Source organism: Bradyrhizobium sp. 164 (assembly GCF_023073715.1).
GTDB lineage: Bacteria > Pseudomonadota > Alphaproteobacteria > Rhizobiales > Xanthobacteraceae > Bradyrhizobium.
The window spans coordinates 95,079-107,895 of the sequence record NZ_JADPKA010000029.1 but is presented as its reverse complement, the minus strand read 5'-3'; the positions used below and the strand labels follow the sequence as shown (position 1 = coordinate 107,895).

Sequence of the window (12,817 nt, the reverse complement as noted above, 5' to 3'; positions counted from 1 at the left end):
TGGGCACGGCGCGAACGCCGCCGTCTGCTTTTGCCGTTGATTTTGGTTACACAGACCTGTGTACTTAGGCTACAAAGGGCCGGTGCTGTCAAGCGAACAGGACGCGCGCTACCGCATGGCTCCCCCGCCCGCCCCACAGACGATGAAAGAGCGGATCCTCGAGACCGCCGATAAGCTGTTCTACCTGCAAGGCATTCGCGCCATCGGCGTCGACACCATTGCAGCCGAGATCGGCATCTCCAAGCGCACGCTCTACAACCACTTCCCCTCCAAGAACGCGCTGATCGCGGCTTACCTCGAGCGCCGCTTCGTGCACGCGCGCGCGTCCGACAAACCGCCGGCCGAGCAGATCCTTGCGACGTTCGATTCGCTGGAGCGGCGGTTTGCGGCCAAGGATTTTCGCGGCTGCCCGTTCGTGAATGCGGTGGCCGAGCTCGGGCCACAGGACCGCGCCGTGAAGAAGATCGCGATCGCCTTCAAGGAGAGCCGCCGCGTCTGGTTTCGCGATCGCCTGAACGAGCTCGGCGTTGCGGACGCGGAGGCGCTGGCAACCCAGCTCGTGCTGCTGGTCGACGGCTCCATCGCGCAGGACCTCGTGCGCGACGATCCTGCGATGGCCAGGGCGGCGAAAGAAGCGGCGAAAGTGCTGCTGCGGAATGCAGGGGTGGATGTCGGTAGCGATGCGAAGAAACCAATGAAGGGGAGCAAGCGCGCGCCAGACTAGCTGCTGTCGCCATATCGCTTGCTGTCATCACCCGCGAAAGCGGGTGATCCAGTATTCAAGAGACACTGAGGCTAGAACCGAAAAGCCGCGGGCGTACAGGATTCCCCCGCTGGAGCCTGTCATCGGGCTCGCCGAAGGCACGACCCGTTGGCGGGGAATGACAGCGGAGTTTGTAGGATGTTCGGGATGATAGCAGAATGCGCCTGTTTTGCCCGACGTGTCAAACGGACTTGCTGTCGGCGTCAGCCGCTTTGCTACCCGCGTAGGCCATTGATCCGACTAGCGCCGGCTACTGTGCATGGGGTTGTTTTCGCAATTATTGTGTCGCAGTAGCCTTTACGCCGCCTGCGACACCACGCGGTTGCGACCGTCGTGCTTGGCGCGGTAGAGCGCGGTGTCGGCGCGCTTGAGGACGTCGCCGACCGCCTCGCCCTTCTGCTCCAGCGTAGTCAGGCCAATCGAGATCGTGACCTCGATGCGCTTCGTCCCTTTGTGGATCGCAAACGGCTCGCCCGCGATCGAGCGGCGCAGGCGCTCGGCGACCATGCCGGCGACGTGGAGATCGGTCTCCGGCATCACGATGACGAATTCCTCCCCGCCATAGCGGCAGGCAAGGTCGATGCCGCGGATCGACTTGCGCACCCGCACTGCGAATTCGCGCAGCACGTCGTCACCGGCATCGTGGCCGTAATTGTCGTTGATCGACTTGAAGTAGTCGATGTCCAGAATCATCAGCGCCAGCGGCTTGCCGCGGGTCGCGGCCTGCTCGGCGAGCGTGGCGAGATGGCTCTCCATGTAGCGGCGGTTGTGCAGGCCGGTGAGCGCGTCGGTGATCGCCATCTCGATCGAGTTCTGCACGTTGTCGCGCAAGTGATCGGTGTAGCGGCGGCGGCGGATCTGGGTGCGGGCCCGCGCCAAGAGTTCGGTCTTGTCGATCGGACGCAGCAGATAGTCGTTGACGCCGATCTCGAGGCCGCGGAGCAGCCGCGTCGAGTTCTCGGGGTCGGCGATCGCCAGGATCGGAACGTGGCGCGTGCGCTCCAGCGAGCGCGCTTGGCTGCAGAGCCGCAGGCCATCGAAATTGTTGAGATCGAGTGAGACGATCAAGAGGTCGTAATTGCCTTCCGCGGCGTGGAACAGCGCCTCCGTCGGGCTCGGCTCGACGTCGATGGTGTGCTCGGCGGCGAGGATCGTCCCCAGCCGCTCATAGGAGGATTCGCGGTCGTCGACCAGGAGGATGCGGCCGCCCCTGCCGGTGTCGGCCACGGCGCTGCGCTCCGGCGCCTGCATGCCGATCTCGAGCGAGGTGATGGCGCGCATGCGCAGCTCGTCCGTCATCATCTTCAGCCGCGTCAGCGAACGCACGCGCGCGATCAGCACGACGTCGGAGACGGGTTTGGTGAGGAAATCATCGGCGCCGGCTTCGAGCCCCCGGTTGCGGTCGGAGGGGCTGTCGAGCGCGGTGACCATCACGACAGGAATGTGGTGGGTGGCCGGATCGGTCTTCAGACGGCGGCAAACCTCGAAACCGTCCATATCGGGCATCATCACGTCGAGCAGGATGATATCGCATTCGGCGCGCCGGCTGATCGCCAGCGCCTCGGCGCCGTTCGCCGCGGTCATCACGTCGAAATATTCGGCGGACAGACGAGCTTCGAGGAGCTTCACGTTGGCAGGAACGTCATCGACAACCAGGATACGCGCGGACACTTTGAACTCACTTCCTATCCGATAAAACGCCGGACCGTCTCAATGAACTTGCCGACCGAGATCGGCTTGGACAAATAGGCCTCGCAGCCGCCCTCGCGGATACGCTCTTCGTCGCCCTTCATCGCGAACGCGGTGACCGCAACGACGGGAATGGCGCGCAACTCCGGATCGTCCTTGATCCACCGCGTCACCTCGAGTCCCGAGACCTGCGGCAATTGGATATCCATCAGCACGAGGTCCGGCCGCATCTTGCGAACGAGGTCAAGCGCCTCGTAGCCGTTGCTGGTGCCAGTGGTCTGGTAGCCGTGTGCCTCCAACAGGTCGCGGAAGAGCTTCATGTTAAGCTCGTTGTCTTCCACAATCAGGACGGTCTTAGCCATCCCGCCCTCCTGTTTGGTCCGCAGACCCATACATGTGACGCCTCAGGCGCCGCTCCCCGGCGCTTCGAAAACTGGATTCAAACTAGCCTCAGATTCGCTCTAGTTTCGTTAAACCCGAGGGCCGACTTTCTGCGATTTGGTTTCCAGTTGCTTGTCGGGGGTCGCAAGACTCGAGGCGAAGACTCGGGCATGATGATTCCAAAGTAGACACTGAAAGTTAACGGAAAGGCAAACCGGCCGCGTGAAAAAGCCTGTTCACAACCCCCGCGAAGTCGCTGAAATCGTTGCGATTCAAGCACTGTCCTTCGTCGCCGGCGAGCCCGAGCGGCTGGGCCTGTTCCTGGCTGAGACAGGGGTCGGTCCGGAGACCCTGCGCAATGCTGCCTCGGACCCCAATTTTCTCCTCAGCGTGCTCGATTTCGTGCTGCGCGATGACGAGACCGTGAAGGCCTTTGCGAAGGCCGCGGAACTACATCCGACCAACGTTGCCGCAGCACGGCAGGTGCTGGGCGACGCGCTCGGCGACCCCACCTGGGAGCGCGACGTGCCGTGACCGAACCCGATCCGGCAGGGCCCCGCTGCTTCTGCCGGGATTGTCTGGCCGATCTGGACACGGGCGTGCGGCGCTGTTCCGCTTGCGGGTCCCCTCGCCTGGTCCGCCACCGCGCGCTATCGAGCCTGACCATCGCCCACATCGACTGCGATGCCTTCTATGCGACGGTCGAGAAGCGCGACAATCCTGATATCGCCGATAAGCCCGTCATCATCGGCGGGGGCAAGCGCGGCGTGGTGTCGGCCGCCTGCTACATCGCCCGCACCTATGGCGTCCGCTCGGCCATGCCGATGTTCAAGGCCCTGGAGGCCTGCCCGCATGCGACCGTGATCCGGCCGGATATGGCGAAATATGTCCGGATCGGCCGCGAGGTGCGCCAGGCCATGCAGGCGCTGACCCCGCTGGTCGAGCCGCTGTCGATCGACGAGGCCTTCCTTGATCTGTCCGGCACCGAGCGGGTTCACGGCACGATCCCGGCAAAGGTGCTGGCGCGCTTCGCGCGCGACGTCGAGCGCGATATCGGCATCACCGTCTCCGTCGGCCTGTCCTGCAACAAGTTTTTGGCCAAGATCGCCTCCGATCTCGACAAGCCGCGCGGCTTTGCCGCGCTCGATCAGGACGAAGCGCGCTTGATGCTGTCGGAGAAGCCCGTCGGCTTCATCTTTGGCGTCGGACCAGCCACGCAGGAGCGCCTCGCGCAGCGTGGCTTCCGCATCATCGCCGACCTGCAGAAGGCCGACGAGATCGAGATGATGCGGCAGTTTCCGAGCGACGGCCGCCGGCTGTGGCGGCTCGCGCGCGGCATCGACGAACGCCGCGTGGAGCCCGATCGCGGCGCCAAGACGATTTCCAGCGAAACCACGTTCGAGACCGACATCCGCGATTTCGCGGCGCTGGAGAAGATCTTGTGGCGGCTGTGCGAGAAGACGTCGTCGCGTCTCAAGAGCGGCGAGCTCGCCGGCTCGACTGTCACGTTGAAACTGAAGACCGCCGATTTCCGCCAGCGCACGCGCTCGCAGTCGATCGCCGCCCCGACGCAGCTCGCCGCAAAGATCTTCTCGATCTGCCGCGAGATGCTGGCAAAAGAGATCGACGGCACCGCCTTCCGCCTGATGGGCGCCGGCGTCAGCGCGCTGCGTGACGGTTCGGTCTTGGACGACACCGACATGCTCGACCGCCGCGCCGCGCACGCCGAGCGCGCGGTGGACAGTCTGCGCAAGAAGTTCGGCAGCGCTGCGGTGATCCGCGGCATTGCGTATGAGGGGCCGGAGAAGGCGCAGGAGTGATCAAGTCCTGCTCAACTCAGTCGCGTTCAAATATCCGTGCACCCGGATAGGCGCGCCGGGCATACTGAACTACCAATTGCCGATCCTGAGTTTCCACGAACGGCGTTCGGATCTGACAAGACCCGACGATGAGGTGCCACAGGCCGTTGAGCTTTCGAATGACAACGTTCATTTGAGCCTCTCCCCGCAGTGACCCGAGTGGACTCAAATTGTAAGAATCTCCCGCCGTCGCTCAATTCTACCAGTGTAAGCTCAGCGCATGAGAAGGATTAGAGGAGATATACAAAGGTATGTTGACCATTGCTCCCACAGCCTCTGTCGCCGACTCTGGCGGCAATCACGGCGCGTCTTGCCGAAGCGGGGATCAACGTGAATGCGGTTTCGGCCTTCCATCACGATCACCTCTTCGTGCCGGCGGACCGAGCCAACGAGACGATGGCTGTTTTGCAAGAGATGGCCAAAGGCAAGTCGGATAGGTAGAGCGAAGCGACACCCATCAAGCTCCATCCGCACAACAAGGGCGATGGGTTTCGCTCCGCTCTAACCATCCTACCAGTCACCTCAATCCGCGACTGCCACCGCTTCGATCTCGATCAGCCACTCCGGCGCGGCCAGCGCGGAGACGCCGACGAGCGTAGAGGCCGGCGGCTCCATGCCTTCGAAGAAGACGGAGCGGGCCTTGCCGATGATGGGGCGCAGCTCCGGCTTGTAGTTCACGACGAAGGTCGTGATCTTGACGATGTTGGCGTAGCTCGCCCCCGCCGCCTTCAGCGCGTGGCCGAGATTCTGCATCACCTGCGTCGTCTGCGCGGCAATATCGCCCTCGCCGACGATCCGCCCCTCCTCGTCCACCGACACCTGGCCGGAGATGTAGATGGTGCGCGCACCGGTCGCCGTCACGACGTGGGAATAAGCCGGATTGTGATGCAGGCCGCTGGGGCGGAGATGGTCGAGCTTGGGCATGGTGCTGGCCTCCCGAAGTTATGGTTGGGAGGAGCCTAGCCGGAGAGGACGCCGAGGACCAGCCCAGTCATTGCGAGGAGCTTTTGCGACGAAACAACCCAGACTGCCACCGTGGAAACAGTCTGGATTGCTTCGCTGCGCTTGCGATGACACGGAGGAGACCACGCCCTCAATTACAGGGCTTGCTGTCCTTCACGTCGAACTTGCCCATCGCGCCCGAAATCACGAAATCGTTGTAGTCGAGCACGAGCTGGCGCGAGACGCCGTTTTCGTAGAGCTCGAACGCCATCGCGTAGACCGGCGTCTGCTCGCCTTCCTTCTGCTGGGCGTCGCGATCGAAATAACTGACGGTGACGGGCCAGCGCTTCAGCGCTTTCATATGCTCGTCGGAGGTCGACGGATCGGACGAGGTAGCACGGTCGGCGGGGATCGGCTGGCCGATCACGGTGAGCGTGTTGTAGACCTTCTGGCCGTCGTCGGAGCCGTCATAGACGGAGAGCTCTAGCAGCGACTTGCCCTCCTTGGCGGCGGCGATGATGCGCTGGATCTGCTCGGTCGGGAATACGATCTTGCCGTCGAGGGTGAATGTCTTCGGCGCCGGCAGCTTCAGCTTGACGTTGATGTGGTCACCGTCGCGCTCGGCCGAGCCGTCGACACGGCCGGCATCCGCCTCGTTCATGCGCGTCTCGATCTTGAAGTGGTAGCTTTTTCCGGCGGCGTCCTCCCAGGAATTGGAGCGGAGGTCGCTCAGCGTGACCTTGCCCTCGCCGCTGTCGAGCTCGGAGACCTGGCGGAATTCGGAGGTGTAGCCCTCGCAAGCGTTGCCCGTGAAATTGTAGAGGATGCGGCCGCGCGCACTGTTCACCGAGTTGGAGCGCGATTTCACGAGGCTGAGGTCATAAAGCGCCTGGTGCGCGAGGAACGGACCGTTGGCGGCCTGGGCGCCACCGCCAAAGCCGACAATGGCCGCCGCGAGCGCCATTACACCGAGCGAAATCCGGAAAAGGTGCACCATGTCTGTTCCTTGAGGACGCGTCCTTGGGGAAGCGCAGATTCGACATTTTAATGACCGTTCCATTGCGTCGCAACTGAGGCCGTTTCACGTAAAGTTGCCCCGCCCGCGTTGAACCTGCTCCCCTGCCTCAACAAAGTACATCCCCCTCCAGTTGCTTGCATGTGGCGGCACGATGGGCGAAACAGGGCGCGCCCGGCCTCCCACAGACGTGCCGGGGACGAATGGAATCCTGGACATCGAGGTCGAGACATGGCGGGCACGGTCGAGCAGAAACTGGCGGAACAGGGCATCAAGCTGCACGAGGCCCCCACCCCCGTTGCCAATTACGTGCCGTTCGTGCGCACCGGCAATTTGCTGTTCGTCTCCGGCCAGGTCTGCTTCGACCCGGCCGGCAAGCTGATTGCCAAGGGCAAGCTGGGTGCCGGGGTCTCGATCGAAGACGGCGCTGCGGCCGCTCGCGGCTGCGCAGTGAACCTGCTGGCCCAGGTCAAGGCGGCCCTCGGCGATCTCGACAAGGTGGTGCGCGTGGTCCGCCTCGGCGGCTTCATCAACTCGGCGCCTGACTTCCTGGACGGGCCCAAGGTGCTGAACGGCGCCTCCGACCTGATGGTCGCGGCCTTCGGTGACAAGGGCCGTCATGCCCGCACCACCGTCGGGGTCGCCTCGCTGCCCGCGGACGCCGCGGTCGAGGTCGATGGCGTGTTCGAGGTCGCCTGACGCGAATGCGCGCTCCGGATTGGCTGACAGCCCGGCCGGTCGCCCATCGCGGCCTGCATAACATTTCACGGGGCATCGTGGAAAACATGCCAGGCGCGGTGCAGGCCGCGATCGCAGGCAATTTTTCGGTCGAGGTCGATATTCAACTCTCCGCCGACGGCGAGGCCATGGTGCATCACGACCATGCGCTCGGCCGCCTCACCGAAGCGACCGGAGAGGTGATCGACAAGACCGCCGCCGAGCTGAAATCCGTCAAGTTCAACGACACACCGGAGCGGATGATGTCGCTCGGCGACCTCTGCGCCCTGGTCGCCGGCCGGGTACCGCTGGTGATCGAGCTGAAGAGCCATTTTGGCGGCGACCGCAAGCTGGTGAAGCGGATGGTCGAAGTGCTGGCGTCCTATGACGGTCCCGCCGTCGGTATGTCCTTCGATCCTGACCAGGTGCTGGCGCTGCGCGAGCTGCTGCCCTCCCGTCCGCGCGGCATCGTCGCGCAGCGGACCTATGAGGACGAGTACTGGGCCAAGCTCACGCAGGAGCAGCGCGACAGCATGCTGTACCTCCGCCACGGCTTCCAGACCCAGCCCCACTTCGTCGCTTTCAGAGTCGACGATCTCCCCGCCCCCGCCCCTTGGCTTGCTCGCAACCTGTTCGGCTGCGCCCTGCTCGGCTGGACCGTGCGCACGCCGCAGCAGCGGACGCGGGTCGGGCGATATGCGGACCAGATGATCTTTGAAGGGTTTGTGCCGTAAGGGCACGGCACCTCTCGTGTCCCGGACAAGCCGCGACGCCTTTAGCGTTGCGGCGCAGAGCCGGGACCATCCCGCCGCGAACGCGCTGCCCGTGGGCCCCGCTCTGCAAGCGCACCGTTAGAAGAGCGCTGCGCTGCGTCAGGCATGCGAGCGCGTTCCCGACCTCTTGAAGTCGCTGCTGCAATGCACGATCTTGGGCATGATGGCATCATCGGAAATCACGCTCGAGGCCGTACCTTCGATTGGCGAAGTGACACCGGAGGATTGGGACGCCTGCGCCAATCCCGGCAAAGCTTGTAATGGGCATGGCAAGGGAACCTCATCCGCTTTTCCAGGCGATTCCGCCGGCCTCTTAAGCTCGGCCTATAACCCGTTCGTCTCACACGCATTTCTCTCCGCCGTCGAGAAATCGGGTTCGGCGACGATCCGCACCGGCTGGGGACCGCGGCATCTCGTGGCCAAGCTCGACGGCCGCGTCGCGGGAATCGTGCCCTGTTATCTGAAATCGCACTCGCAGGGCGAATACGTTTTCGACCGCGGCTGGGCGGATGCCTATGAGCGTGCCGGCGGGCGGTACTATCCGAAGCTCCAGGTCTCGGTTCCCTTCACCCCGGCAACGGGGCCGCGCCTGCTGGTCCGCGACGGTGTCGACCGCGAGCAGATCACCGAGGCCCTGGCGAGCGGGCTGGTGGCGCTGTGCGGGGTCAGCAAGGCCTCTTCGGTGCACGTCACCTTCGCGCGCGAGGCCGAGTGGAAGCTACTCGCCAGGCACGGCTTCCTTCAGCGTACCGATCAGCAGTTCCACTGGCACAATGAGGGGTTTGCGAGTTTCGACGACTTCCTGGCGACGCTGAACTCGCGCCACCGCAAGTCGATCAAGCGCGAGCGACGCGATGCGCTCGCCGCCGGCATCACCATCCACTGGCTGACGGGCAAGGACATCACCGAGGATGCCTGGGACGCATTTTTCGAATTTTACATGGAGACCGGGTCGCGCAAATGGGGCCGGCCATATCTGACGCGCGAGTTCTTCTCGCTGATCGGCGAGACCATGAGCGAGGACGTGCTGCTGGTAATGGCCCGCCGCAACAATCGTTGGATCGCGGGCGCGATTAACTTCATCGGCTCGGACACGCTGTTCGGCCGCAACTGGGGCGCGGTCGAGCATCACCCGTTCCTGCATTTCGAGGTCTGCTACTATCAGGCGATTGATTTCGCCATCAAGCGCGGCCTCCGGCACGTCGAGGCCGGCGCGCAGGGCGAGCACAAGATCGCACGCGGCTACCTGCCGACGACGACCTATTCCGCGCACTTCATTGCCGACCCGGGCCTGCGGCGCGCCATCGACGACTATCTTAAGCGCGAGCGCGCTTATGTTGCGGAAGCCGGACGTGAGCTCGCCGAACTCGGCCCGTTCCGCAAAGGGGCCGACGAGGCGTCTTGACGGTTTGCCGTGGCTGGTGACAGTAAGCGCAAAATCTCGAGGACCCACCAATGACCGCCTACGACACCAACAACATCTTCGCAAAGATCCTGCGCGGCGAGCTGCCCTGCTACAAGGTGTACGAGGACGAGCACGTCTTCGCCTTCCTCGACATCATGCCGCGCGTGCCAGGCCACACGCTGGTGATCCCGAAGGCCCCTGCCCGCAACATCCTCGACATCAAGCCTGACGACTTCGCCCATGTCGCCCGCGGCGCGCACAAGATCGCGGTGGCCGCGATGAGGGCATTCAACGCCGACGGCATCACGGTGCAGCAGTTCAACGAGCCCGCCGGCGGACAGGTGGTGTTTCACTTGCACATGCACGTGATGCCGCGCCACGACGGCGTCGCGATGCTGCCGCCCGCCAGCCGCAAGGAAGACGCCAAGGTGCTGGAAGAGCACGCGTCCAAGCTGATCGCGGCGCTGCAAGCGGCGTAGGTCTTTCCACATCGTCATTGCGAGGAGCCCTTGCGACGAAGCAATCCAGACTGTCTCTGCGGAAGCAGCCTGGATTGCTTCGCTTCGCTCGCAATGACGAAGGGGTCACAGTGCGCCCCTCACTCCGTTTCGAAATCTCCCGCTTGCGGCGCCGCCAACGGCGTGAACTCGCAACGGTCCGGCTTGATGTCGATCAGTGGCGTGTTGTCGAGGCAATCGAGCCCGCGCACCAGGATCGCATTGCCTTCGATGCCGACCAGCTTCACGACCGAGGTGCCGATCGGATTGGGCCTCACCGGCGAGCGCAGCGAAAACGTGCCGCGGGTTTTCTCGTTATTCTTCGGGCTTTGCAGGATGATATCGCGGCGCGACTTGTCGAGCCAGTACAGCACTTCGAGATTGCTGTAGAAGTCGACGCCCTTGATCGCCGGCACGAACGGCTCGAAGATCTCAAGCCGGCAGACCGGGCCGTCATGCCGCCCTTGCCGCGGCGTCTCCAGCCGCGACGTCCAGGGGGTGCGGATGCGCCCGATGAAGACGAGACCGGCATCTTGCGTCGGTGGCAGCTCGATGGCGACCTCGCCCTCGCGGAGCTCCTGTTCGCGAACCATATTTCCTGTTTCCTTGCTGTTCGCCGGTGGTTTTAGCCCAACCACCACTTGCCGGCCAGCATGAAGACTTCGCCCGTGACCACGCCGGCAAAGATCGAGCGACGGGTCAGCAGGAAGACGACGAGCCCGGCCCCGACCGCGCCATAGCGTAAGGCACCGGGGACGCTGGCAAGCGCGCCCGGCGGCTCGACCACGATCTGGGCGATGACGCCGGCCAGGATCGCGGTGGCGACTGCCCGCACCCAGACCAGCAGCTCGGAGCCCTCGTCGATGCCGCCGCCGAACCACAGGCCCAGCATGCGCCATATCTGGTTTGGAACGACGCCGGCGACGAACAGAACGGCGAGCGCGTGCCAGTCGCCAATGAGGTGCGAAAAGCTCATGCGCGCACCGCCCGCCACCAATGCACGCCATAGGCGATCGTACCGGCCACCACGCCGCTGACGAGGATGTCCACGCCGGAGTTCATATTCGCGGCCAGCGGATAGAGCAATATGCCGAGCACGAGCGCGACGACATCGGCGATCTCGCGGCTGTTGCGCGCAGTCGAGAACAGGAACGACAGCGGCGTCAGCAACAGGATCGCAGCTCCAAGCGTCTGCGTCAGGTTGGCGGCGAGGAAATAGCCGACCGTGTTGGCACAGAGGCACACCGACACAAGGCCGCAGCCGAGCCCGTGAACGAAGGCGATGCGCCGCTCGCGCGGCACAAGCGGTAGGAAGCGATGGCACTCGACCCACAGCGTCACGGCCGTGAGATGCGCGGCGAAGACCAACTCGCGTCGCTTGGTCGTCCGTGTGCGCATCAGCGGTAGCACCGAGACCACCATCGGAAACAGACGGATCGCGCTGACGGTCACCGCGAGCGCGGATTGGATGACGGTCGCGCCCGAGCCGAGCGTGGTGATCAGGATGATCTGCGCGGGACCGGCCCAGACGAACAATGTCGAGCAAAGCGCCCAGAGCAGGCTGAAATGGGTGTCGTGGGCGAGCGCGCCGATGCCGAGATAGGTCACGAACAGCACGATGGTGAGGATGGTCTGCGTAATCGAACGCAGCCCCCACGCAAATGCGCGCAAGGGGCTTTGCCATTGAGATGAATCAAGCGGAGGAAGCGCCACGGAAGCTTTGGCCGAGGAGAGGAATCGTGCCTGCATAACGGGCGACGCAGCGGCTCGCGTCAAGGAAGCCCGCGGCGGGGCTGGCATGCGCGCATCCCCTACCCGCTCACACCGCGGTTCTTCAGCACAAAGCACGCACCGCCCGCCTTGCGGATGCGGTTGCACAGATCATCCGCTTCGCTGCGCGTGTCGGCGCCGATGCGCACTTGATAGAAGGCGCGCGTGCCGCGGCTGCGCATCACGGAAGACAGCAAGCTCGGATCGCGATCACCGATCACGGTGCTCAGCCGCGTGACCGCGCGGGAATACATCGCCAGCGCCCTATTGCGGTCGAAGCCAGCGGCGAGCTGTACGCCCCAGACCTTTGCGGCGGCAAGCTCGACATGCTGCTCGAGTTCGGCCACGAACGGATTGGGAGCGCGCTTGAGCAACGCCATGAGATCGCGGCAGCCCGTCGGCGGCGCGCTCGGCGGGCCGCTTCCGGTCGCGCCGGCCTTGGCCCACGTCTCCACTGTCGCACCGGTAATGGCGAGAACGTAGTTGCGGGTCTGCTCCGGCATTGAACCGGTGCCCGCGAGCCATTCCTGCACCCGCCGCGGGCCGGCGTTGTAGGCGGCAGCCGCGAGGCCGAGATTGCCGAACTGGTTGCGCAGCTCATTGAGGAATTCGGCCGACTTGGGCAGCGCCTGCACCGGATTGAAGGGATCAAGCAGCCCGCGCTCGCCGGCGGTGCCTGGCATGAACTGTGCGATGCCCTGCGCGCGTTCGCCGTTGCGGGTCACCGGTCCGACGGCGTCGGACTGGAAGCGGCTCTCCTGCCAGATCACGCGGGCGAAGAACTCCAGCGGCAGATTGGCCTGGCGCGCGGCCGCCTCGATGATCAGGCAGAGCGACTCCCGCGTGTCGCTCTCGCGGGCATCTTTCGGTTTCTCCGCCGGTTTCTCTGGTTCCTGGGCATTCGGTGACACGACGGGCCCAGGCGCCTCCTCCGCCAGCGCCGGCGACAGCACGAGGGTCTGGCACAAGACAGCGATGATCCGAGCTATTCGCATGGCATTGCCGC

General features: G+C 64.3%; 16 protein-coding genes and 1 pseudogene. 8 read left to right on the top strand and 9 right to left on the bottom strand.

From position 1 onward, the window contains the following. The first annotated feature begins 115 nt into the window (after positions 1 to 115). Positions 116 to 724 carry a TetR/AcrR family transcriptional regulator gene (locus IVB01_RS11630; RefSeq protein ID WP_247275779.1) on the top strand — a complete coding sequence of 203 codons (609 nt, stop codon included), beginning with the start codon at positions 116 to 118 and terminating at the stop codon, positions 722 to 724. Positions 725 to 1,060: 336 nt separating this feature from the next. Here IVB01_RS11630 and IVB01_RS11625 read toward each other — a convergent pair whose 3' ends face one another. Both IVB01_RS11625 and IVB01_RS11620 read right to left on the bottom strand, forming a co-directional pair. Continuing rightward, complete coding sequence (locus IVB01_RS11625; protein ID WP_247275778.1) at positions 1,061 to 2,434, bottom strand: PleD family two-component system response regulator; 1,374 nt, start codon at positions 2,432 to 2,434, stop codon at positions 1,061 to 1,063. Positions 2,435 to 2,448: 14 nt separating this feature from the next. Beyond that, positions 2,449 to 2,814, bottom strand: a complete 366-nt coding sequence (locus tag IVB01_RS11620; RefSeq protein ID WP_027547216.1) for a response regulator — start codon at positions 2,812 to 2,814, stop codon at positions 2,449 to 2,451. A gap of 241 nt (positions 2,815 to 3,055) precedes the next feature. Here IVB01_RS11620 and IVB01_RS11615 point away from each other — a divergent pair, with 241 nt between their 5' ends. After that, on the top strand, positions 3,056 to 3,367 hold the full coding sequence (locus IVB01_RS11615) for a DUF3572 domain-containing protein (RefSeq protein ID WP_247275777.1): 312 nt from the start codon (positions 3,056 to 3,058) through the stop codon (positions 3,365 to 3,367). Continuing rightward, a complete protein-coding gene (locus IVB01_RS11610; RefSeq protein ID WP_247275776.1) occupies positions 3,364 to 4,653 on the top strand; it encodes a DNA polymerase IV in 1,290 nt (429 codons plus the stop codon). The genes IVB01_RS11615 and IVB01_RS11610 overlap by 4 nt, the downstream gene beginning before the upstream one ends. Positions 4,654 to 4,669: 16 nt before the next feature. Here the strand turns inward: IVB01_RS11610 and IVB01_RS11605 are convergent, their stop codons facing one another. Next, positions 4,670 to 4,825: a hypothetical protein gene (locus IVB01_RS11605; protein ID WP_247275775.1), complete on the bottom strand. Its 156-nt coding sequence runs from the start codon at positions 4,823 to 4,825 to the stop codon at positions 4,670 to 4,672. A gap of 155 nt (positions 4,826 to 4,980) precedes the next feature. Between IVB01_RS11605 and IVB01_RS11600 the strand changes: the two are divergent. After that, positions 4,981 to 5,133: pseudogene (locus tag IVB01_RS11600) on the top strand (ACT domain-containing protein); the annotation flags it as partial. Positions 5,134 to 5,214: 81 nt separating this feature from the next. Here the strand turns inward: IVB01_RS11600 and IVB01_RS11595 are convergent. Together IVB01_RS11595 and IVB01_RS11590 are read right to left on the bottom strand one after the other, a co-directional pair. Then, positions 5,215 to 5,616 (bottom strand): RidA family protein, encoded by a 402-nt coding sequence (locus IVB01_RS11595; RefSeq protein WP_091899125.1) that lies wholly within the window; start codon positions 5,614 to 5,616, stop codon positions 5,215 to 5,217. Positions 5,617 to 5,785: 169 nt separating this feature from the next. After that, on the bottom strand, positions 5,786 to 6,631 hold the full coding sequence (locus IVB01_RS11590; RefSeq protein ID WP_247275774.1) for a cell envelope integrity EipB family protein: 846 nt from the start codon (positions 6,629 to 6,631) through the stop codon (positions 5,786 to 5,788). 249 nt (positions 6,632 to 6,880) lie between these two features. Here IVB01_RS11590 and IVB01_RS11585 point away from each other — a divergent pair, with 249 nt between their 5' ends. From IVB01_RS11585 to IVB01_RS11570, 4 genes are all read left to right on the top strand, one after another. Then, on the top strand, positions 6,881 to 7,348 hold the full coding sequence (locus IVB01_RS11585; RefSeq protein WP_018321130.1) for a RidA family protein: 468 nt from the start codon (positions 6,881 to 6,883) through the stop codon (positions 7,346 to 7,348). Positions 7,349 to 7,353: 5 nt separating this feature from the next. Continuing rightward, the gene (locus IVB01_RS11580) at positions 7,354 to 8,100 is read left to right on the top strand and encodes a glycerophosphodiester phosphodiesterase (RefSeq protein WP_247275773.1); all 747 of its coding nucleotides are present in this window, start codon (positions 7,354 to 7,356) and stop codon (positions 8,098 to 8,100) included. 202 nt (positions 8,101 to 8,302) lie between these two features. Continuing rightward, positions 8,303 to 9,544 (top strand): GNAT family N-acetyltransferase, encoded by a 1,242-nt coding sequence (locus IVB01_RS11575; RefSeq protein ID WP_247275786.1) that lies wholly within the window; start codon positions 8,303 to 8,305, stop codon positions 9,542 to 9,544. Between the two features lie 50 nt (positions 9,545 to 9,594). Beyond that, a complete protein-coding gene (locus tag IVB01_RS11570; RefSeq protein WP_247275772.1) occupies positions 9,595 to 10,023 on the top strand; it encodes an HIT family protein in 429 nt (142 codons plus the stop codon). A gap of 119 nt (positions 10,024 to 10,142) precedes the next feature. On the opposite strand, the gene tsaA is transcribed toward IVB01_RS11570, so the two are convergent. From tsaA to IVB01_RS11550, 4 genes are all read right to left on the bottom strand, one after another. Further along, the gene (gene tsaA / locus IVB01_RS11565) at positions 10,143 to 10,634 is read right to left on the bottom strand and encodes a tRNA (N6-threonylcarbamoyladenosine(37)-N6)-methyltransferase TrmO (protein WP_247275771.1); all 492 of its coding nucleotides are present in this window, start codon (positions 10,632 to 10,634) and stop codon (positions 10,143 to 10,145) included. 32 nt (positions 10,635 to 10,666) lie between these two features. Continuing rightward, entirely contained in the window at positions 10,667 to 11,017 is a 351-nt protein-coding gene (locus IVB01_RS11560; RefSeq protein ID WP_247275770.1) for an AzlD domain-containing protein, read from the bottom strand. Further along, a complete protein-coding gene (locus IVB01_RS11555) occupies positions 11,014 to 11,754 on the bottom strand; it encodes an AzlC family ABC transporter permease (RefSeq protein WP_247275769.1) in 741 nt (246 codons plus the stop codon). The genes IVB01_RS11560 and IVB01_RS11555 overlap by 4 nt, the downstream gene beginning before the upstream one ends. Positions 11,755 to 11,852: 98 nt before the next feature. Beyond that, positions 11,853 to 12,806 carry a lytic transglycosylase domain-containing protein gene (locus tag IVB01_RS11550; RefSeq protein ID WP_247420624.1) on the bottom strand — a complete coding sequence of 318 codons (954 nt, stop codon included), beginning with the start codon at positions 12,804 to 12,806 and terminating at the stop codon, positions 11,853 to 11,855. Positions 12,807 to 12,817 lie beyond the last annotated feature (11 nt).

What these genes read in the sequence shown, in the direction of transcription:
- IVB01_RS11630 (WP_247275779.1), top strand. Translation starts at nt 116, where the DNA reads ATGGCTCCCCCGCCCGCCCCACAGACGATGAAAGAGCGGATCCTCGAG.
- IVB01_RS11620 (WP_027547216.1), bottom strand. Translation starts at nt 2,814, where the DNA reads ATGGCTAAGACCGTCCTGATTGTGGAAGACAACGAGCTTAACATGAAG.
- IVB01_RS11605 (WP_247275775.1), bottom strand. Translation starts at nt 4,825, where the DNA reads ATGAACGTTGTCATTCGAAAGCTCAACGGCCTGTGGCACCTCATCGTC.
- IVB01_RS11595 (WP_091899125.1), bottom strand. Translation starts at nt 5,616, where the DNA reads ATGCCCAAGCTCGACCATCTCCGCCCCAGCGGCCTGCATCACAATCCG.
- IVB01_RS11590 (WP_247275774.1), bottom strand. Translation starts at nt 6,631, where the DNA reads ATGGTGCACCTTTTCCGGATTTCGCTCGGTGTAATGGCGCTCGCGGCG.
- IVB01_RS11585 (WP_018321130.1), top strand. Translation starts at nt 6,881, where the DNA reads ATGGCGGGCACGGTCGAGCAGAAACTGGCGGAACAGGGCATCAAGCTG.
- IVB01_RS11580 (WP_247275773.1), top strand. Translation starts at nt 7,354, where the DNA reads ATGCGCGCTCCGGATTGGCTGACAGCCCGGCCGGTCGCCCATCGCGGC.
- IVB01_RS11575 (WP_247275786.1), top strand. Translation starts at nt 8,303, where the DNA reads ATGGCATCATCGGAAATCACGCTCGAGGCCGTACCTTCGATTGGCGAA.
- IVB01_RS11570 (WP_247275772.1), top strand. Translation starts at nt 9,595, where the DNA reads ATGACCGCCTACGACACCAACAACATCTTCGCAAAGATCCTGCGCGGC.
- tsaA (WP_247275771.1), bottom strand. Translation starts at nt 10,634, where the DNA reads ATGGTTCGCGAACAGGAGCTCCGCGAGGGCGAGGTCGCCATCGAGCTG.
- IVB01_RS11560 (WP_247275770.1), bottom strand. Translation starts at nt 11,017, where the DNA reads ATGAGCTTTTCGCACCTCATTGGCGACTGGCACGCGCTCGCCGTTCTG.
- IVB01_RS11550 (WP_247420624.1), bottom strand. Translation starts at nt 12,806, where the DNA reads ATGCGAATAGCTCGGATCATCGCTGTCTTGTGCCAGACCCTCGTGCTG.